At 45.9% G+C, this 20,680-nt stretch carries 17 protein-coding genes, 1 pseudogene and 1 riboswitch; of the genes and pseudogenes, 6 read left to right on the forward strand and 12 right to left on the reverse strand.

The genetic code is table 11. The features are described from left to right. Window positions 1-45 precede the first annotated feature (45 nt). The 8 genes and pseudogenes from LCM00_RS01355 to LCM00_RS01390 form a co-directional block, all read right to left on the reverse strand. On the reverse strand, window positions 46-249 hold the full coding sequence (locus LCM00_RS01355; RefSeq protein WP_224897143.1) for a DUF6501 family protein: 204 nt from the start codon (window positions 247-249) through the stop codon (window positions 46-48). Between the two features lie 51 nt (window positions 250-300). Then, window positions 301-528: a hypothetical protein gene (locus tag LCM00_RS01360; RefSeq protein ID WP_224897145.1), complete on the reverse strand. Its 228-nt coding sequence runs from the start codon at window positions 526-528 to the stop codon at window positions 301-303. Between the two features lie 90 nt (window positions 529-618). Next, on the reverse strand, window positions 619-1,497 hold the full coding sequence (locus tag LCM00_RS01365) for a gamma-glutamylcyclotransferase (protein ID WP_224897147.1): 879 nt from the start codon (window positions 1,495-1,497) through the stop codon (window positions 619-621). A 390-nt stretch (window positions 1,498-1,887) separates the two neighbouring features. Beyond that, window positions 1,888-3,551, reverse strand: a pseudogene (locus LCM00_RS01370) (AMP-binding protein). Between the two features lie 117 nt (window positions 3,552-3,668). After that, complete coding sequence (locus LCM00_RS01375) at window positions 3,669-4,403, reverse strand: class I SAM-dependent methyltransferase (protein ID WP_224897149.1); 735 nt, start codon at window positions 4,401-4,403, stop codon at window positions 3,669-3,671. 83 nt (window positions 4,404-4,486) lie between these two features. Next, window positions 4,487-4,900, reverse strand: coding sequence for a secondary thiamine-phosphate synthase enzyme YjbQ (locus LCM00_RS01380; RefSeq protein ID WP_224897151.1), 414 nt, complete (start codon window positions 4,898-4,900; stop codon window positions 4,487-4,489). Between the two features lie 16 nt (window positions 4,901-4,916). Continuing rightward, window positions 4,917-5,696, reverse strand: coding sequence for a VOC family protein (locus LCM00_RS01385; protein ID WP_224897153.1), 780 nt, complete (start codon window positions 5,694-5,696; stop codon window positions 4,917-4,919). After that, complete coding sequence (locus tag LCM00_RS01390) at window positions 5,680-6,510, reverse strand: aminoglycoside N(3)-acetyltransferase (RefSeq protein ID WP_224897156.1); 831 nt, start codon at window positions 6,508-6,510, stop codon at window positions 5,680-5,682. Before LCM00_RS01390 ends, LCM00_RS01385 begins: the two co-directional genes overlap by 17 nt. Window positions 6,511-6,787: 277 nt before the next feature. On the opposite strand from LCM00_RS01390, the gene sda reads away from it, so the two are divergent. Continuing rightward, the gene (gene sda / locus LCM00_RS01395; RefSeq protein ID WP_346992573.1) at window positions 6,788-6,910 is read left to right on the forward strand and encodes a sporulation histidine kinase inhibitor Sda; all 123 of its coding nucleotides are present in this window, start codon (window positions 6,788-6,790) and stop codon (window positions 6,908-6,910) included. 110 nt (window positions 6,911-7,020) lie between these two features. On the opposite strand, the gene LCM00_RS24580 is transcribed toward sda, so the two are convergent. The 4 genes from LCM00_RS24580 to LCM00_RS01410 all read right to left on the reverse strand — a co-directional run bounded on the left by LCM00_RS24580 (window position 7,021) and on the right by LCM00_RS01410 (window position 12,040). Beyond that, on the reverse strand, window positions 7,021-7,143 hold the full coding sequence (locus tag LCM00_RS24580) for a hypothetical protein (RefSeq protein ID WP_263623186.1): 123 nt from the start codon (window positions 7,141-7,143) through the stop codon (window positions 7,021-7,023). Window positions 7,144-7,258: 115 nt separating this feature from the next. Beyond that, window positions 7,259-8,524, reverse strand: coding sequence for a 2-oxoglutarate dehydrogenase complex dihydrolipoyllysine-residue succinyltransferase (gene odhB, locus LCM00_RS01400; protein WP_224897157.1), 1,266 nt, complete (start codon window positions 8,522-8,524; stop codon window positions 7,259-7,261). Window position 8,525: 1 nt separating this feature from the next. Beyond that, the gene (sucA, locus tag LCM00_RS01405; protein ID WP_224897159.1) at window positions 8,526-11,366 is read right to left on the reverse strand and encodes a 2-oxoglutarate dehydrogenase E1 component; all 2,841 of its coding nucleotides are present in this window, start codon (window positions 11,364-11,366) and stop codon (window positions 8,526-8,528) included. A 464-nt stretch (window positions 11,367-11,830) separates the two neighbouring features. Next, window positions 11,831-12,040, reverse strand: a complete 210-nt coding sequence (locus LCM00_RS01410) for a hypothetical protein (protein WP_224897162.1) — start codon at window positions 12,038-12,040, stop codon at window positions 11,831-11,833. Between the two features lie 152 nt (window positions 12,041-12,192). Here LCM00_RS01410 and LCM00_RS01415 point away from each other — a divergent pair, with 152 nt between their 5' ends. The 5 genes from LCM00_RS01415 (at window position 12,193) to metH (ending at window position 20,268) form a co-directional block, all read left to right on the forward strand. Then, window positions 12,193-12,372, forward strand: coding sequence for an H-type small acid-soluble spore protein (locus LCM00_RS01415; protein WP_224897164.1), 180 nt, complete (start codon window positions 12,193-12,195; stop codon window positions 12,370-12,372). A gap of 83 nt (window positions 12,373-12,455) precedes the next feature. Further along, window positions 12,456-12,569, forward strand: a riboswitch (SAM riboswitch). A gap of 110 nt (window positions 12,570-12,679) precedes the next feature. After that, entirely contained in the window at window positions 12,680-13,795 is a 1,116-nt protein-coding gene (locus LCM00_RS01420; RefSeq protein ID WP_224898124.1) for a methionine biosynthesis PLP-dependent protein, read from the forward strand. Next, window positions 13,792-14,979: a cystathionine beta-lyase gene (metC, locus tag LCM00_RS01425; RefSeq protein ID WP_224897166.1), complete on the forward strand. Its 1,188-nt coding sequence runs from the start codon at window positions 13,792-13,794 to the stop codon at window positions 14,977-14,979. Before LCM00_RS01420 ends, metC begins: the two co-directional genes overlap by 4 nt. After that, window positions 14,976-16,841: a bifunctional homocysteine S-methyltransferase/methylenetetrahydrofolate reductase gene (locus tag LCM00_RS01430; protein WP_224897168.1), complete on the forward strand. Its 1,866-nt coding sequence runs from the start codon at window positions 14,976-14,978 to the stop codon at window positions 16,839-16,841. Before metC ends, LCM00_RS01430 begins: the two co-directional genes overlap by 4 nt. After that, entirely contained in the window at window positions 16,819-20,268 is a 3,450-nt protein-coding gene (gene metH / locus LCM00_RS01435; RefSeq protein ID WP_224897170.1) for a methionine synthase, read from the forward strand. Before LCM00_RS01430 ends, metH begins: the two co-directional genes overlap by 23 nt. Window positions 20,269-20,680: the final 412 nt, after the last annotated feature.

The following is a 20,680-nucleotide window of genomic DNA, read 5'->3' on the forward strand; positions in this document are numbered from 1 at the left end:
TCAAGCAAAAACAAAAGCCCCAGGCACATGCCTGGAGCTCTCTTCTTAAGCTTCCTGAAAGTAATCTTTATAAAACCCGCTCACTTTTCCGGAATTGTCTACGACAAAATAAAACTCTTCTGTCTCATTTTTAACTTCATACTCTTTGCCTTCAGTAAGCGCCCTGTTCACAATATACTTGGCTGCATTCGTATGGATGCATTTTACTGTTTTTAATGTTGGCCGTTCATGCCAGTCTAAATGGATCATCTTTTGCCACTCCTTCAGCTTTTTCACCTTTTAGTATAAAGAATCAGGAGCCTATATAGCAACTGGATTTTCCTCTTCATCCGGTTTTGGCTGGATATTGGTGATGATATTATCAATATATTCTTCTTCAAACGTATACATTTCGCCTGTCACAATATTTTTGCATGTCACATATGTCTTTTGGCAGATGTTATCCAGCCGGATAAATTCTAAGTATTGATAAAGCTTCTTCTTATAGATTACTTCAATCAGCAAGCCATTATCCATATTCATATTCATATGCTGACCCTCTTTCTGTGATGATGGCAAAGGTTATTTACCACCTGGAGAGCCAGTATTAAACCTATGGATAGGCTATTGCAGAAATTTTTATTCCTTTTTGGCGGCTGCAGGGCTTTGGGTACGGAGAGCAGCGATGTTTCCTTCCAGCTTCTTGAAATATTCCCTGCTAAGCCTTCCCTTTGCACCACGCAGGATTTCTGCAGCATAATGGTCAGGAGGTGCAAGCTCCTCCCGTTTATTATATACATGAAAGGAAAGGACATTTTTATACAAAATGCCTTCTGAGTTAATATCAAGGAATACCGGCCTGTACAATCCTCCATGGAAGCCCTCACGGATAAACAGGTATTCCACTGCGTCATATGGCAGTCTGTAAAGAATCCCTTCTGTTACTCCGCCATCCTCAATGATATCGCCCCTGCCCCCGTCCGGCCTCTCCAGGAGATATTTCATTGAGTATCCTTCTAAAGTGCCAGGGCCAATGATCTGCTGAAAAAAGTGATCGACTTTTGCCAGTCTGAAGCGTTCATCGTCCATGCAGGAACCGTAAGCAAAATATAGTACGGCGGGAGGGCGAGCTTCCATAAGCCTGTAAAGCTTCCAATCTCCATGAAGGATCGGCTTTACCAAAAGATCATCTCTGCTGGATATATATACAAACCCGCTGAAGGATCCAGTATCCGTGTGGATGTCCTGCTCCACCCTGTCATAGAGATTATCCTTCCGCCCGGGTATATAATCCTCCAGTTCATCAAGGTCCTTGAATTGATCCAAGTGCACTTCATATAATTCTCCGTATACTTTCTGATCGGCTGAGGCCTTCATCGAAGGATATCCCAGCCCTGTATCATAAAGTTCCCCGTAAACCCATGCCTGCTCTGCCAGGCACCTGCCGGCTTCCAGCAGATAATGATTCTCTTCATGATGCCTCAAAGTTCCGTATACAAACAGCTTTACGTAAGACAATGTCAAACCTCCATAATGAAAAAATGAAATGTTAATTCCGTCAGTTCCTGCCTTACGGCTATTATACAGAAAATGAAAAGCAGGGGCTAATGAAGACCCTGCTTTACCTGTCTACAGATTAAGCTGGATGCAATGGCATGCCGGCCTATTCTTAAATAAAGAAAAGTGACAGTAAAAAGGATATTTTTCTTGTTTTCCCTTCTCTAAAAAGGGTTTGCTTTCCAGTTCCTTTTCCCTGTATTGGCTGAGCTTCTCACATACATAAGTCTCTTCATACATTCTGCTGCGCCTCCCGCTTTTTGATATCCTTATTGTAAACTGCAGGGAATTTTGCAGCATTGGCGGGAAGCTGGAACAGCACTCAGACTTTTGATTGAAAAAGGAACTATATTATTTATGGCGGGACAGGATTTCCTGTTCTTTTTCTGCAATCTCTCTTGCTTTTTCCCTTAATTTAAACTTTTGGATTTTCCCCGAGGCTGTCATCGGATATTCTTTGACAAACTCAAAATACCGGGGAATTTTGTGCCGGGAGATTTTTCCTTTGCAGAATGAGCTGAGCTCTTCTTTTCCGGCAGTTTCCCCTTCCTTCAGGATGATCCATGCCATCAGTTCTTCTCCGAAAACCGGGTCAGGGACCCCGGTGACCTGCACGTCCAGTACCTTTGGATGCGTATATAGGAATTCTTCAATTTCACGGGGATAAATATTTTCTCCTCCCCTGATCACCATGTCCTTCAGGCGGCCGGTGATGCTGCAATAGCCATTCGCATCCATCACAGCAAGGTCCCCGGTATGAAGCCAGCCTTCACTGTCAATGGCCTCTTTAGTTGCATCAGGATTATTGTAATAGCCTTTCATCACATGATAGCCTCTTGTGCATAATTCCCCCTGTGTTCCCCTGGGAACTTCATTTGAAGTCCCGGGAGTTACAATCTTGACTTCAACATGCGGCAGCGCCTTCCCAACTGATTCTACCCGGAGTTCAATGGGATCGTCGGTCCTTGTCTGTGTGATGACTGGAGATGATTCTGTTTGTCCGTAAGCGATCGTGATTTCAGCCGCTCCCATTTTTTCAATAACAGCTTTCATTACCTCAATCGGACAATTGGAGCCTGCCATAATCCCTGTCCTCAGTGAAGAGAGGTCATATTCGCCAAAGGAGGGGTCATTAAGCTCGGCAATGACATCGTCGGAACACCATGGAGGCCGGTGCACTTTTCGTTCTGGACAGTCAGCAGCACCTCTTTCGGGCTGAATTCCTGGACAGGGAGCATAGTAGCTCCGACAGAGACGCAGGCGAGGGTGCCAAGCACGCATCCAAAGCAGTGGAAAAAAGGGACAGGGATGCAGAGCCGGTCCTCTTTGCCCAGTTTCATGCAGCCAGCGATATGATAGGCGTTATTGATGATATTGGAATGTGTCAGCATGACCCCTTTAGGGAAGCCGGTTGTACCGGATGTATATTGCATGTTGATAACATCATCCGGTTCAAGGGATTCCATCCTGCTGTCGAGGTCTCTGTCTTCAACTTCTTCAGACAGCTGGATAATATCTTCCCAGCAGTAGGCTCCAGGATGCCTGCTGCTGCTCATGATTATAATATTCTTCAAAAAGGGAAGCTTCTTGCTCTTCAGATGGCCGGGCTCAGAGTCCCTCAGCTCAGGTACAATCTCATAAAGCATGTCTATGTAAGAAGAACCCCGGTAATTCTCCTGGAGGATTAAAGTGGACGACTCTGACTGCTGAAGCAGATATTCCAGCTCTGCAGCCTGGTAATTCGTATTCACTGTGACAAGGACAGCGCCCATCTTGCCTGTGGCAAATTGACAGGCAAGCCATTCTGGTGTATTGGCTGCCCAAACAGCAAGGTTTTCTCCTTTTTCAATGCCCAGCTTCATAAGGCCTTTTGCTGCCTTCCGGCAATAATGGTCAAATTCCCGGTATGTCATCCGCAGCCCTTTTGTATGATAAACGACAGCTTCATGCCCCGGGTGCAGCCGGGCTTTCTCTTCCAATAATTTTCCGACTGTAGTATTCAGCAATCCCTGCATAATCCCCACTCCTTTTATTAAGTTGAAAAGGCTTACAAACATGTTATCATATTTTACAGAATATTCAATTATCAGAAACGGTAAAAAACCCCGCATCCCTGCAGGGCCCATCAATATCTATGGCTTCCTGCAGGAAAACAGCAGGAATAAGGGTATCCTTCTTCTTCGTTCATACTCCGATTTATCCTTAAAGAATCTTTCCTCGGGAACTGCCTCTTTCAAGCCTTCAATAGCCAGTCCAGCCTGCTGGAGGAGTGTGAAATAATCCTCTACAGTTCTGTGGTATTTTACTACTAAGCCGCCAATCCAGGGCTCTTCCCTTTTTCCGGTCAGAAAATAGTCGTCAACAATCCAGTCCTCTTTTTTTACATCCTTGCCCATACTTTTGAAAGAAGATGTTAAAAGGGGATGCTGAAGGCTGATGACAAGCCTGCCACCGGGCTTCAGGGCAGAGTAGATATGGGAAAAAACCTGTCCAAGGTCTTCTATGTAATGAAGGACCAGCCTGGATAAGATCAAATCGTATTTTTCCTGTTCCCACTCATAATCCTCGATCCGGCTGTGAATCACCGTTCCATTTGAATTTTCCAGCCGCTTTTGTGCAAGTCTGGCCATATTCTGCGACCCTTCAATTCCAGTATAAGAAGCACATTCCGCTTCTAGCAGGCTGGAAGCGTATGAGCCATCACCGCAGCCAATTTCGAGAATCTCCTTGCCTGCAGGGCTCCCGGCCAAAGAATAAAAAGCAGGCTCCTCCATTGTGTGATTAGGACTCTCTGCCCGATTTCTCCTGAAAAGATAGCTGCTGAAAAAACCTTCATCATCATAAGCTTCTGGTCCCTTGAATGGCATCATTCCACCACTTTCTGAATAAAGTCAAATATTTTGAATTTTACCATAAAACCCCAAAATAAAAAAGGCGCCTAAGCGCCTGCCTATTCTTCTGCACGATTATGAATAGCCTTAAGATAAAATGTTCTTTCCCTGGGACCATCAAACTCGCAGAAATAGATGCCCTGCCATACACCAAGCAGCAGACGGCCGCCAGTTACAATGACATGCTGTGAAGCTCCCATGGTTGAAGCCTTCAGATGTGCGGCCGTATTCCCTTCCTCATGACGGTCCTTTAAGTGATTCCATGGAAAGGTTTCATCAAGCCGGTTAATCATATCAGTTTTTACATCCGGATCTGCATTTTCATTAATAGTCAGGCCTGCCGTGGTATGAGGGCAATATATAAGGACTGCTCCATCGGAAAGCTCCTGCTCTGCGGCAAACTCCCTTACAGTCTCGGTGATCTCTGTAAATTCATCCCGCATCGAGGTGGATATCGCATATTTTTTCAGCACAAACATCCTCCTTTTTTTATTGATAGATACCGCCAAAGACATGAATACCGTTCTCTTTCAGCGGCGGGTTATAAGTGATTTTCCAAATGGTTTCGCCAAACTCAGAGAAGATGCTTTCGGTTTCCCCGCTGTAAGGTTCACTAAATTCAATCCGGCATCCTCCTGCCTGGACAATTACCGGTTCACCCTCTGTCATTTGCTTAACCGGGTAGGGACATCCCAAAAGCTTCGCCCAGGATTCTGCTGTTTCAATCTTATTTTCAGTCAATATCTTAATTGTCTTCACAGCATGTAACTCCTGGCTGGGCAATAAGAGACCCAGATTCCTTAATTCATCAAACCTTTCTTCATCCTCCTGTTCCCACTGGATGAAAAAAGGATATGGCAAGCCGCCTTCCCCTTCAGCAAAGAGCATTTTCCATTCAATCAATTTACCATCTTGCCTTATTCTTCTTCCTTCATGGATGACTGTATTGATGCCAATACTGGCCATTTGCTCCTGCAGCTTGCCGATATGCTCGGTCCTGAAGCAGAGCTGTCCAATTCTTTCCCCTCTTTTTACCCCTTTTGTGAGCTGCTGAATCAAGGGATTTTCAGAAGAAGCAGCAATTTCCGGTTCCTCTACTGCCAGGAATTCTATGTATGAAGAATGGAAGTAAATTACACTGTTATAGGTTCCCCAGACCGGATGCTGCCCGCCCATACACGCTTCCAGTCCCTCCTGTTTCAGTTTATCCACTGCTTCAGCAGGATGCCTGTCTATAAAGTGCACAATATGATCAAGCTTCAGATTCATTTGTCCCGCCTCCTTTTTCTTTTTGCAGCCATTTTACCGTAAAATCAACAATTTCCCTTTGATCCATCATCAGACAGTCTGCCTGCCCCACCTTCCCTTTCATGACTGAATGCTCTTTTTCAAAAGCCCGTCCGATTTCAGGGAAGCGGTCTGAATCAACCTCTGCCTCAGTATAAGTTTTCCAAATCCTATTCCCTTCCTCAATCATGGCAGAACTTTGTTTATAGGTTCTCAGGCCGCCTGCTCTGTACTCTCCCAAATGCATGCTTGTGCTGTTGTCGTAACCCACCCCAATCAGAAGGACCATGCTGCCGTATTCATACAGCTTTGCCAGCGGAGATTCTTCCCCGAATGGAAAATCGGTTGAGTGAATCTTTGTGATTTCCTCTGCCAGGCGGCCGATGGCTGAAAATGAAACGGTCGGATGGGCGCTCCTTCTAGCTTCAGGAAATGTCCTGAAAAGCTCGGCAACCCTTCCCATCCCCCTTGTCGGAGTAGTGCTTGGATCATAAGCTGGCATGCCTGCCCTTATTCCATCCCACCATTCTTCCGGTACAGCAGGGTTCTGCCAATATTTTGGGTCACTGTTTCCCAGTGACTGAGCTGGCATGACGATTGTGCCCCGTTCCCCGACGGAGCTAAGCAATGCCTGAATGACCGCCTGTTCTGCACCGCACACCCAGCCGATTGAACTGAGGCTTGAATGTACAATCAAAGTCATCCCTTCAGCCACACCGAGACTTTCAAGATCATTCTTGAGCGTCTCTGCTGTTATAAGGCTTGCGCTTCTGCTTACTGCCAGTTCTTCACTCATTGTGTTCTCACTGCTCCCTTATATTGTATGTCTCTCACAGTCTATTTTACTTTCATTTAATAACTAGCGTCTATATTCCGACAATGGTAAATCTCTATATATACCCTATGTTGAAAGAAATAATCGCATGATGATGAAATATGCTGAAAAAAGGTACTTATGGACCGATTGTAAATATTTTTCCCTTATTGCTTTTCAAAACGATCACAATCATTTACAATAAGTTAATAGTAAGAATATTCAATTCTTTTTCTAGGAGGAATGCAAAATGAAAATTATGAGTAATGAACAACTTGTCGTCTCGTATCGTGATGCATTGAAGACTGGTATGGAAAAAGAATGGATCAACATACTTAAAGGTGAAATTCAGCGAAGAGGGCTTAGGCCATTTAAAAACTAATGAAGCGCTTTACCCGTTTAGAGAAATCTAAACGGGTTTTTATTTTACATCTCCTTTTCTTCAGTTGGCTTCAGAACAAAAGTCCCTGCAAAAAATTATGGTTCCTGTGTTTACCCGCTGCTTCTCTTCTGCCAGCATCCCTCAATAATCTTTTGATATTCTTCTTCACTGATGATCCCTGCTTTTTTCATTAAAGCTGAATAGCAGTATATCTTCTTCAAAATTCTTCCCACTTTCCTCACTCCTGCTTTTTATATAGCTTATTCAAGAAGGATGAAATGTTTCCTGTGGTAAACATTTTTAGATGAATAAAAAAACAGAGCCATTTATGGCTCTGCTTCCTAACTATTAAGCTTCAAAAAGCAATGATTCCGGATCTTCGACCAGCTCTTTTACACGCTTCAGGAAGGTAACTGCTTCTTTTCCGTCAACGATGCGGTGGTCGTATGATAAAGCTATATACATCATTGGGCGGTTTTCCATCTTCTCGGCGTCGATGGCAACCGGGCGCATCTGGATACTGTGCATTCCCAGGATTCCCACCTGCGGGCCATTCAGGATAGGTGTTGACAGCAGTGAACCAAATACTCCGCCATTTGTGATTGTGAATGTTCCTCCCTGCAGGTCATTCAAAGAAAGTTTATTGTTTCTTGCTTTATCGGCAAGATCCATGATGTCGCCTTCGATCTCTGCAAAGTTCTTCCGGTCGGCGTCCCGTACGACAGGAACAACCAGTCCTTCTATTGCAGAAACAGCGATCCCGATATCATAGAATTTCTTGAGCACCAGCTCGTCACCCTGGATTTCAGCATTCAATAAAGGATTCTTCTTCAGTGCAGCAACAACAGCTTTTGTGAAGAATGACATGAAGCCCAGCTTGACGTCATTTTCTTCAAAGAACTTGTCCTTGCGGCGCTTGCGCAGATTCATTACATTGGTCATATCGACTTCATTGAAGGTTGTCAGCATGGCAGCATTCTGCTGAACCTCCACAAGGCGATTGGCAATCGTCTGTCTGCGGCGGGACATGCGGACACGTTCAACAGGCTTGCTGTCCTGTGCCGGTGAAGCAGCAGGTGCCGGTGAAGCAGCTGCCGGCTTTGATTCTTGCTTAGCAGCCTGCGGATTGTATCCGGAAACATCCTGGGCCCTAACGCGGCCAAGAGGGTCGGCTGTCGGTACCTGGCTGAGGTCAATGCCTTTTTCCCTGGCCATTTTGCGGGCTGCAGGAGAAGCGATCGGACGCTGCTTCTTTTCCTGTTCTTCTTCTGTCTGAGGCTTAGCTTCGTTTGTTACAGGCTCTTTAGGGGCAGCTGGCGGCTCAGTCGCCTGCGGAGCTTTTTCAGCTGGTGCTTCTGCAGATGCTCCGCCTTCTGTAGCTTCTGTATCAACCGTCGCAATCGTTTCGCCCACCTGGACAGTATCGCCCTCTTGTGCGCCGAGATCCTTGATGACTCCGCTGTATTCGGAAATGATCTCTACATTTACTTTGTCAGTTTCGAGCTCTACCACATAATCCCCTTTATTGACAAAGTCGCCCGGCTGTTTCAGCCACTGTGCCACCGTACCTTCTGTAATTGATTCCGCCAATTCTGGAACTTTAATTTCTGCCACTTTAAAATCCTCCCTCTTCCGTACGTGTTAAGACTTCATTAATAATGCGCGCTTGTTCTTTTTTATGGACGTTCGGGTCGCCTTCCGCAGGGCTTGAACGGCGGCGTCTGCCGGAATAGGAGACTTTTGCACCGGCTGGAGCCAATTCTGACAGGCGCGGCTCAACAAAATTCCAGGCACCCATATTCTTCGGTTCTTCCTGTACCCATACGATTTCCTCAACGTTAGGATATTGATCAAGGATGCTTCTGATTTTCTTCATCGGGAAAGGATAAATCTCTTCAACCCTTAAAATATGAAGCCATTCAAGGCCAGCTGCATCCTCAATATTTTCATGAAGGTCGATCATGATTTTTCCTGTACCAAATACAATTCTCTTCACCTGGTCTTTTGCCTGCCCCAATCCAGGCTGCTCGATGATTGGCTGGAAAGTGCCTTCGCTGAGCTCAAGCCCGTTGGAAGCAACATTCGGATTGCGCAGCAGGCTCTTAGGCGACATGAGGACAAGAGGTCTTACTTCTTCCCTGTTCAGGATGGCAGCCTGTCTCCTCAGAATATGGAAATACTGGGCAGATGAAGTCAGGTTGGCAACTGTCCAGTTGTTTTCAGCAGCTAAAGTCAGGAATCTTTCAACCCTGCCGCTGGAGTGCTCCGGCCCCTGGCCTTCATAACCATGAGGAAGAAGCATGACAAGACCGGATTTCTGGCCCCATTTCGCTCTTCCAGCTGAAATGAATTGGTCGAACATGACCTGTGCCGCATTGGAGAAGTCACCGTATTGCGCTTCCCACAGCACTAAAGTTTCAGGAGCAAATACATTGTAGCCGTATTCAAAGCCGACCACAGCCATTTCTGACAAAGGGCTGTTGTGGACTGCAAATGATGCTTTTGAAGATGAAAGCATATGCAAAGGCGAATAAGCTTTTCCTGAACTGCTGTCATGAAGGACAACGTTTCTCTGGGCAAACGTGCCGCGTTCAGAATCCTGCCCGGACAGGCGGATTGGCGTACCATCCTTCAGGATGGAGGCGAATGCCAATGTTTCTGCAAGGCCCCAGTCAATTTTTCCTTTTCCTTCGAGTGCTTCAGTCCTGCGCTTCAGGATCTTGTCCAGTTTATTGAAGACCTTGAAATCTTCAGGCCATGTCAGCAGCTCTTCATTTATTTGCTTTAATGCCTTCAGGTCGACAGCTGTTGCTAATTCAGGAATGCCTTTTTCCACCGTTTCAGGCGGATTGGTTTCCTCAACTTCCTTTTTCTTATCTGGAACTTTGTTATAGGCCTCCTTGAGCTTATCAAGGACCTCAGCACCCATCCCTTCCAGGCTTTCCCTTGAAAGAGTGCCGTTTGCTACCAGCTGTTCACTGTAAAGAGATTTGATGGTCGGGCGCTTATGTATAATATTGTACATAAGCGGATTTGTCGTCATAGGCTCATCCATTTCGTTGTGTCCGAAACGTCTGTAGCCGATCAGATCAATCAGAAAATCTTTATTGAACTTCGCTCTGTATTCACAGGCGAGCTGGGCAGCAGCTACGACAGCTTCAGGATCATCAGCATTCACATGCAGGATTGGTATTTCATAGCCCTTTGCAAGATCGCTTGCATATCGGGTAGATCTGGAATCCTGGGATTCTGTTGTAAATCCGATTGTATTATTGGCGATGATATGAATAGTTCCGCCAGTCCGGTAACCAGTAAGCTGGCTAAGATTCAATGTTTCCGCCACGGTTCCCTGACCCGGGAATGCCGCGTCGCCATGAATCAGGATTGCCATAGCCGAGCTTGGGTCCTCCTTTGGATAGCCGGATGCACTTCTGTCATCCTGTGCAGCCCTGGTGAAGCCTTCAACTACCGCGCCTACGAATTCAAGGTGGCTAGGGTTGTTTGCAAGCGTCAGTCTGGCTTTAGTCGTGTTTTCTTTCTTGATCTGCCTGTCCAGTCCGAGGTGATATTTCACATCGCCTGTCCAGCCGTAGTTGATGCCGATAGAACCTTCTGAAGGTACGAGCTCTTTATTCGGTGCATGCTGGAATTCAGCGAAGATCATTTCATACGGCTTTCCAAGTACATGGGCAAGCACGTTCAGGCGGCCGCGGTGAGCCATTCCGATATTGATCGTCTTCGCGCCGTCGACAACAGATTCTGCAACCAGCTCGTCCAACAGCGGCACAAGCGTATCAAGTCCTTCGATTGAAAAGCGTTTTTGCCCGACAAATGTGCGGTGAAGGAATTTTTCAAACTCCTCAACCTCCATCAGCCTTTTCAGGACTCCCAGTTTCTTTTCATTTGAAGGTTCAGCAAGCAGTGTGCCTGTTTCCACCTTATTCCGAAGCCAATTCTTTTCGTTCACATCGTATACATGATGAAACTCAAAAGCTATTGTTTGGGTATATACATTCTTAAGATGCTCTATTGCTTCAAATCCATTGCGGACATGTGAAGGGGCATCTGAACAAATGATCGATGCCGGCAGCTGCTCCAGATCATTCCGGGATAATCCATATTGCTCCAGCGCAAGGATGTCTTTCTCCGGCTTATTGTTTTTTAATGGGTATATATCAGCCGAGATATGGCCGTAAGCCCTGATATTATCCGCGAGCCGGATAGCTGCCAGCGTTTTTTCCAGCTGTCCGGGAGCAGCAGCCTGGACAGGTTTATCATTTTCATAGGTGTCAATCTGAGTTTGTTCAGGAGATCCCCACTTTTCAAAGTACTCTCTCATTTCAGCGTCTACTGATTGAGGGTCCTCCAGGAATCTTTCATATAATTCAATAACATAGCCAAGGTTTGGTCCATGAAACCCCTGTAAAGGTCCCTCGCCGTTGGATGGCGTTTTCATGAAAATTACCTCCGAGTGTTTTTTTAAGAAAACATTTAGTTTCCGGCATTTTATCCCGTAAATTTTTACCCTAAAATATTAGATAGTAACGCAAAATTGTATGAATAATAATTTTATTCAGAGGATAAAACGTTTTCAATGACATTTTACCATGCAAATCCCTATCGTACAAAGGATTTAAACTGAAAATTAGAAGAAAAATGCAATTTTTTTTCATCACCTTAAAATCTATATTAAAAAAATGATTTTTCTATTTTTTTTCGCTACACAATGAATATAGTAGTGTTATAATAGGTAGATATCTAACTTTAAGGCTGTAAAGGATTAAGGAATTCTACTGAATAAACAGTGATTATTATTCTAATAGTAAAAAATAAAACCGGGAAAGATTCCCGGTTTTATTTTTTACTTATGATTTGATCTAGTGCTTTGCCCGCCCCGGCGTTATTCGGTGTATTCCCCCATTATATTCTTTCTATATTAATGCCAAGCTGTTTTGTTTTCCTGCTCTTTAAACTGTGCAGGCATTCCTGTCTTCTGTCCAGCGGAAAGTCATATGGCCCCTTTACCAGGATGTCCGCATGCAGGAACGGCATATTGCCTGCCTCTTCAATCAGCTCTCCGCTCTGAATGCAATCATACAATAAGCAGCGATTTTTAATATGTTTTTGCATGGACTCACCTTCACTTTCCTTTTCTTGCTTCTATTTTAAAACAAAAGTACTGAATTTTCACAAATTATTATTTACCACTTTTTCCTTTCTTCCGCATAAATTTCTCCTCGCTGTACAAAAAATATAAAGATACTTTTTAAGGAGGAATGAACATGAACATCGGCCGGGCAAAAGAAATTCTCGGGTCTGCTGATCCAATTAAAGTAAGCTATGAAGGCGAAGCAGTGATTATCCAGCATGTAGATGAAAAGACAAGAACAGCCCGAATCTACTCCAAGACTAATCCTGAAAAAGAATTGGATGTTTCTGTGCTGAACCTGATTGAAGGATAAGGATGAATTTTTAAAATTTTTTGAAAGTTTGTTGACTTTCATTGGTTTAATGTTGTAAAGTATAGAAAATTCAATACCTGTATTTCTTATCAAGAGAGGCAGAGGGTATGGCCCTGTGAAGCCTCAGCAACCTTCAATGGATAACATTGAAAAGGTGCTAATTCCTGCAAGTCCTTCATGGGCTTGAAAGATAAGAAGAATGACAAGTGCTGCATCCAAAAAGTCTTCTTCTTATAGAAGACTTTTTTTATTTTACATGGAGCATGAAGGCATCCGGCGAAGCATTAAGCAAAAAGGAGTGAAAGCACTGGTGAAAACAGAAACGTTATTGGCGCAGCTTGGCAATCGCAGTGATCAGCATACAGGAACCGTCAACCCTCCGGTTTATTTTTCTACAGCTTACCGTCATGAAGGAATCGGCAAATCCAACGGCTATGATTATGTCAGGACGGGAAATCCCACGAGGGAAATCCTTGAGCAGGCAATTGCCTCCCTGGAACAAGCAGATCAAGGATATGCATGCAGCTCAGGCATGAGCGCCATATCGACCGTTTTATCTTTATTCCGTTCAGGTGATGAGCTGGTGGTGTCAAAGGATATTTATGGAGGCACCTACAGGCTGCTTGAGCAGGGTTTTGCCAAATGGGGGCTTGTTTCAAAATACGCTGACACCTCTGATATCGATGCGGTAAGCAGGCAGATTACCACTCAAACGAAAGCGATATTTCTGGAAACGCCAACCAACCCGCTCATGCAGCAGGCCGATATTGAGGCTTTGGCGGCAATTGCCCGCCAGCATGGCATTCTATTGATCGTCGACAATACATTTTATACGCCGGTCCTTCAGCAGCCGATCAGGCTGGGAGCCGATATCGTTATTCACAGTGCTACAAAATATCTGGGCGGCCATAACGATGTTCTCGCCGGCCTCATCGCCGCACGCGGAGAGGAATTATGCGCCTCCCTTGCCCTTCACCATAATGCGGGAGGAGCAGTATTAAGCCCGTTTGATTCCTGGCTTCTGATGAGAGGGATGAAAACCCTTGCCCTCAGGATGAAAAAGCATGAAAGCAATGCTGGTAAACTGGCTGAATACTTGAGCAGCCATGAATGTGTCGAGGAAGTGCTTTATCCCGGAAAAGGCGGAATGCTTTCCTTCAGGGTCTGTAAAGAAAAATGGGCGGGCCTATTCCTGCAGAATCTGAACCTTATTACTTTTGCTGAAAGTCTTGGCGGAACTGAAAGCTTCATTACCTATCCTGCCACACAGACCCACGCCGACATCCCTGAAGAGACCCGGTTAGCCAACGGAATCTGCGGCAAGCTCCTAAGATTTTCGGTTGGCATTGAGGATCCGTGCGATTTGATGGAAGATTTGGAAAAGGCCTTCAGTGCCTGTATGGAAGGAGTGAATATAAGATGAAGGAAGACTGTTATCGATTCGAAACAAAGCTATTGCACAATAAACATAAAACAGACCCGTTCACAGGGGCTGTAAGCGTCCCGATTCATCATGCCTCCACTTTCCATCAAAAGGATCTTGAGTCTTTTGGCAAATACGACTACTCCCGGAGCCTCAACCCGACAAGAGAGGCGCTCGAAGATGTAATTGCCGGACTTGAGCGCGGAACTAAAGGGTTTGCCTTCTCTTCCGGGATGGCGGCCATCTCCACTTGCTTTCTTCTTCTGTCACAGGGAGACCATGTCGTTATTTCAGAGGACGTATATGGAGGCACCTACAGGATGGTCACCGAGGTCCTCTCGCGCTATGGAATCGATTACACTTTCGCAGATATGACTAATATAGAGGAAATAAAAGAGGCTGCCCTTCCACATACAAAACTTTTCTATGTTGAAACACCTTCCAATCCCCTCTTGAAGGTTGCCGATATCAAAAGCATTGCTGAGATTGCCAAGGGAAATGATGCTTATACCTTCGTTGATAATACGTTCATGACCCCCCAGCTGCAAAAGCCGCTGGACCTTGGGGCAGATATAGTCCTTCACAGTGCGACGAAATTTATCTCCGGACACAGTGATGTCGTTGCCGGCCTCTGTGCAGTAAAAAATCCAGAGCTGGCTGAAAAAGTGGCCTTTCTGCAGAATTCCTTTGGGGCTGTCCTTGGTGTGCAGGATTGCTGGCTTGTGCTGAGGGGCTTGAAAACCCTTCATGTCAGACTGCAGCAGTCAATGAAAACAGCACAGAAAATAGCTCTTTTCCTTGAGAATCACCCACTTGTGAAAAAAGTGCATTACCCGGGGCTTGAGAGCCATCCGCAGTATAAGCTGCAGAGAGAACAGGCTGCCGGGCCGGGAGCGGTGCTTTCTTTTGAGCTTGAGGACGAAGATGCACTGCGGAAATTCTCTGATGCCCTGGAAATCCCGGTATTTGCAGTAAGCCTGGGGGCCGTCGAGTCCATACTCTCATGGCCAGCCAGGATGTCCCATGCTTCCATGCCCTCTTCCGAAAGAAACAGACGGGGAATATCCGACTCGCTTCTCCGCCTTTCAGCAGGTCTCGAAAATCCGGATGATCTAATACATGATTTAAGCAGTGCACTTGCTGCTGCAGAGAGAACATGCGCTGCAGCGAGGGTAAAACTATGAACCTGCTGGATAAAATGGAAAAAGAGATCATTATAGCAGATGGAGCGATGGGCACCCTCCTCTATTCCTATGGTACTGATTTCTGCTTTGAAGAACTCAATGTATCACAGCCCGGCCAAATTCAAAATATCCATCAAGCTTATATTGATGCCGGTGCAACTTTGATTCAGACAAACACATATGCAGCCAATTATCTCAAGCTGCAGCGCTACGGACTTGAGGACCATGTAAAGGAGATCAACAGTGCTGCTGTCGCGGTTGCGAGGAAGGCTGCGGGAAAAAAAGCCTTTGTTGCGGGAACGATTGGCGGCAGCCGCGGGATTAAACCTCACTCCATATCTATAGAAGAGATAAAAAGAAGCTTCAGGGAGCAGCTCTACTGCCTGCTGATGGAAGGGGTAGATGCGATCCTTCTTGAGACGTATTACGATCTCAAGGAACTGGAAACTGTCCTTTCGATCGCGAGGAAAGAAACAGCCCTGCCTCTCATTGCGCAGGTGTCACTGCAGGAAACAGGTATCCTGCAGGATCATACGCCCATAAGGGAAGCATTGTCCAGGCTGGAAGCGCTCGGGGCGGATATCGTTGGACTCAATTGCCGGCTTGGCCCCCATCATATGCTGCTGACACTTGAGGAGGTGCCACTCCCCAAGAGTGCTTATCTGTCCGCATATCCGAATGCCAGCCTGCCTGCATACACGGACGGAAAATTCCATTACGAAGGAGATGCAGACTATTTCAGGCAGTCTGCCAAAGCTTTCAGGAACCAGGGAGTCCGGCTGCTTGGAGGCTGCTGCGGCACCACTCCAGCTCACATCCATGCATTTTCGGAGGAATTAAAAGGATCACCTCCCATCGGGAAAAAGGAAGTTAGGGAACCAAAGGCTAAAATTCAAGTCTTGCCTAAAGAGGCAAAAAGAGATCTCCCCCCTCTACAAAATCTTGTGAAGGAAAAACAGTCGGTCATCGTGGAATTGGATCCGCCCAGGAAATTGGATACAGACAATTTTTTTGCGGGTGCCAAGGCACTGCAAGCCGCAGGAATAGATGCCATCACACTTGCTGATAATTCTCTTGCATCGCCCCGGATCTCAAATGAAGCACTCGGCTATCTGGCAAAGACCCGGCTGGGGCTTCGGCCGCTCATTCATCTAACATGCCGGGACAGGAATATCATTGGGATGCAGTCCCATTTAATGGGCCTTCATACTCTGGGGCTGCATGATATTCTTGCCATTACTGGAGATCCGGCAAGGGTCGGTGATTTTCCCGGCGCCTCCTCCGTTTATGATATGTCCTCCTTCGAGCTGATCCAGATGATCAAGCAGCTGAATGATGGCCGCTCGATTTCAGGGAAGGATCTTGGACAAAAGGCTGCATTCTCTGTTGCTGGTGCCTTTAACCCAAATGTCCGCTCTCTCGAGAAGGCAGTTCAGAGGCTCGAAAAAAAGGCGGCGTACGGAGCGGATTATTTTATTACCCAGCCTGTATTTTCGGAAGAGAAACTGCTGGAAATATATGAAGCTACCAAACATCTGGAACAGCCGATTTATATAGGCCTGATGCCTCTGACAAGCAGCAGGAATGCCGATTTCCTTCATAATGAAGTGCCGGGCATCAAAATATCAAGCAAAATCAGAGAACGTATGAATAGCTTGAAAGATGACCCCATCCAGTCTGTACGCGAAGGAATAAGCATATGCAAGGAACTGATTGATGCAGCTGCAGAGCTGTTTAATGGCATCTATTTAATCACCCCGTTCATGAAGTATGAACTGACAGCGGAACTTGCCGAATATGCCCGCAGCGTGGAGCTGATAACAGCCAGGAGGAGCAGTAATGCCAAAAATATCTCTATCTGAAAGAATGAATCATAAAATTTTGATCATGGATGGCGCCATGGGAACGATGCTGCAGAGAGCTGATCTTTCTGCTGAAGATTTTGGCGGTGAACAGTTTGACGGCTGCAATGAATACCTGAATCTTACAGCACCGGGGTTGATTCAGGAAATCCATCTTGCCTATCTTAAAGCTGGTGCCGATATTATCGAAACCAATACTTTCGGTGCCACAAGCATAGTACTTGATGAGTACAGCATTGGAGATAAAGCCTATGAAATCAACAGGACAGCTTCCTTGATTGCAAGAAGAGCGGCTGATCAGATCAGTACTCCTTCCTGGCCGCGTTTTGTTGCCGGATCTATGGGTCCGACTACAAAAACACTTAGTGTGACAGGGGGGACGACATTTGAAGAGCTGGCATTGTCATATGAGGAGCAAGCCTGCGGACTAATTGATGGCAAAGCAGACCTGCTTATCCTTGAGACCAGCCAGGATATGCTCAACGTAAAAGCGGGATACTTAGGGATTCAAAATGCCTTCAAAAAAACCGGCATCATTCTCCCCCTTATTGTTTCAGGCACAATAGAACCTATGGGGACGACACTTGCGGGCCAGTCAATTGAAGCTTTCTATATTTCTCTCGAGCATATGAAGCCGCTGGCTGTCGGCCTTAATTGCGCTACAGGCCCAGAATTCATGCAGGAGCATATCAGGTCTTTATCTTCCCTTGCTGATGCTGCTGTCAGCTGCTATCCAAACGCCGGGCTGCCTGATGAAGAAGGACGCTACCATGAAACCCCGGAATCGCTCGCAGAGAAGCTTGCAGGGTTTGCATCCCAAGGCTGGCTGAACATCGCCGGCGGGTGCTGCGGAACTACACCGGAGCATATCAAGGCGATTGCAGATAAAATGGAGCATTTTGAACCGCGGAAGATCTCTGCAGCATCCGTCCATAAAGTATCAGGCATTGAGCCGCTTATCTATGATGATCCAACCCTCCGGCCCATCATGGTCGGCGAGCGGACAAACGTCATAGGATCCAGGAAGTTCAAAAGATTGATTGCCGAGGGCAAGTTTGAAGAAGCTTCAGAAGTCGCGAGGGCACAGGTAAAGAACGGCGCCCATGTTATTGATATATGCCTTGCTGACCCGGATCGCGATGAACTGGAAGACATGGAAAACTTCATCAGGGAAGTGACTAAAAAAGTAAAAGCTCCGGTTGTAATAGATTCTACGGATGAGAAAGTAATAGAAAAAGCCCTTATATACCTGCAGGGTAAATCTGTGATTAATTCTATAAATCTGGAGGATGGCGAAGAAAGGTTCGAGGCTATTGCCCCTCTAATACGCCTGTACGGAGCAGCAGTGGTAGTCGGAACCATAGATGAGAAAGGCATGGGAGTGAGTGCAGATAGAAAGCTTGAAATCGCTTCCCGCTCCTACACCCTTCTTGTTGAGAAATATGGGATACCTGCAGAGGATATCATATTTGATCCGCTGGTCTTCCCGGTCGGGACTGGTGATGAACAATACATCGGCTCAGCAAGAGCTACTGTTGAGGGTATCCGGCTGATAAAAGAACGCTTTCCAAAGACACAGACGATTCTTGGCATCAGCAATGTTTCTTTTGGCCTGCCTCCTGCAGGAAGGGAAATCCTTAATTCTGTGTTCCTCTACCACTGTACACAGGCAGGACTGGACTATGCAATAGTGAATACAGAAAAGCTTGAGCGTTTTGCCAGTATAGCCAGGGAGGAAACAGCTTTGGCAGAAAAGCTGTTATTTGAAACCACAGATGAAACACTGGCACAGTTCACAGAATTCTACAGGGGCAGGAAAAAGGAAGAAAAAAGTCTCCTCCCTGATATGAGCCTGGCTGAACGCCTTGCCTGCTATATTATAGAAGGAACTAAAGAAGGCCTGCTGGATGACCTTAAAGGAGCCTTACTCGAGTACAATTCCCCTCTTGAAATTATCAATGGTCCCCTGATGGATGGGATGAAAGAGGTCGGCCGCCTGTTCAACGACAACCAGCTGATAGTCGCCGAAGTGCTTCAGAGTGCAGAAGTAATGAAAGCTTCTGTTTCATTTCTTGAGCCTTTTATGGAAAAAGGAAATTCCTCAGGCAAAGGGAAGATCATTCTTGCCACTGTAAAAGGAGATGTCCATGATATCGGCAAAAATCTTGTTGATATTATTCTCAGCAATAACGGCTACCAGGTAATCGACTTAGGCATTAAAGTATCGCCTTCTGAGCTTGTTAACGCAGTAAAAAAGGAAAAGCCGGACATGGTTGGACTTTCAGGCCTGCTTGTTAAATCCGCCCAGCAGATGGTCATCACTGCTTCTGATATGAAACAGGCAGGCATTGATATCCCTATCCTTGTCGGAGGTGCGGCACTTTCAAGGAAGTTTACGGATACAAAGATTTCAAGGGAATATGACGGCCTTGTCATGTATGCCAAAGATGCAATGAATGGATTATCAATCGCCGATCAGCTCCGGCATGAACCGGAATACAAAAGGCTCCTTGCCGAGCAAAAGGCAAAGCAGTCCCTCCCCCTCCCCGCTGCTTTAACAGATAGAAAAGCAGGTGCTCTTGCAGCAGTTAAGGTGCGGCCCGCTGTCCGGTCTGATGTACCGGTTTATGTTCCGCAGGATTTGGAGCGGCATGTCCTGAAATCCTATACTCTTGGGCATATAGAGCCTTATATCAACCGGCAGATGCTCTTGGGGCATCACTTGGGGCTTAAGGGCAATATCAGCCGTCTCATTGAGTCAGGAGATGAGAAGGCTTTGAAATTGAATGATACTGTTGATTCCCTTATCGTTCAGGCAAAAACTGAGGGCTGGATTATGCCGGGAGCTGTGTATCAATTTTTTCCGGCTCAATCTGACGGTAACAAGGTCATCATTTACGATAAAAATGATCACAGCAGGATATTGGAGTCATTTGATTTTCCACGCCAGCAGACTGAACCATTTTTGTGTCTTGCCGATTATCTAAAGCCTGCTGATGGGGGGGAAATGGATTATGTAGCCTTATTCTCTGTTACAGCCGGCAATGCTGTCAGGGAAACTGCCGAAAAACTTAAAAAGGAAGGCCGCTTCCTTGAAAACCATGCTCTGCAGGCTTTGGCGCTTGAAACGGCAGAAGGCTTTGCAGAACTTGTCCACAGGCAGATACGTGACCGCTGGGGCTTCCCGGATCCAGTAGACTTTACTATGAAAGAGAGGTTTTCAGCAAAATATCAGGGACAGCGCTTTTCATTCGGCTATCCCGCATGCCCGGAGCTTGAAGATCAGCGGAAGCTTTTTGATTTGATCAGGCCGGAGGAAATTGGCATAGAACTGACGGAAGGATTCATGATGGAGCCTGAAGCTTCAGTTTCAGCCATGGTTTTTGCCCATCCGGAAGCACGGTATTTTAATGTTTTGAAAAACTGATGCGAGGGCCTGCCAATGACGGCAGGCTTTTTTGCTGTTTAATAATTTATAAACTCCAGCTAGGCTTAAAATAAGCGGAGATTTTCCGGTTAGGCTGCTGATATGGCACAAGTGGGTGTAAATAAGCGGAGAAATTCCCGCTGAGTGAAGCGAAGTTGCCCATTTTCCTGTTTAAAGGATCTTTAGTCGGAATTTCTCCGTCTATTTGAGCAATTTTTGAGTTTTTTTATTAGCGGGAATTTTTCCGCATATTTTTCAACTTGTCACTGATTCCCTCATTCAGGCCGGGGAAGGTCAGGGGGATCTACTCTTTTATGGCTGGCGGGGATTGCTCTTAAATAAGGATAGCAAAAAAGCAACAATTACTGCGAAAAGAGCCTTTTGTATAAACCATTAATATTGGTGTATTTTT

It is taken from the genome of Bacillus infantis, assembly GCF_020171945.1.
Taxonomy (GTDB): Bacteria; Bacillota; Bacilli; order Bacillales; family Cytobacillaceae; genus Bacillus_AB; species Bacillus_AB infantis_A.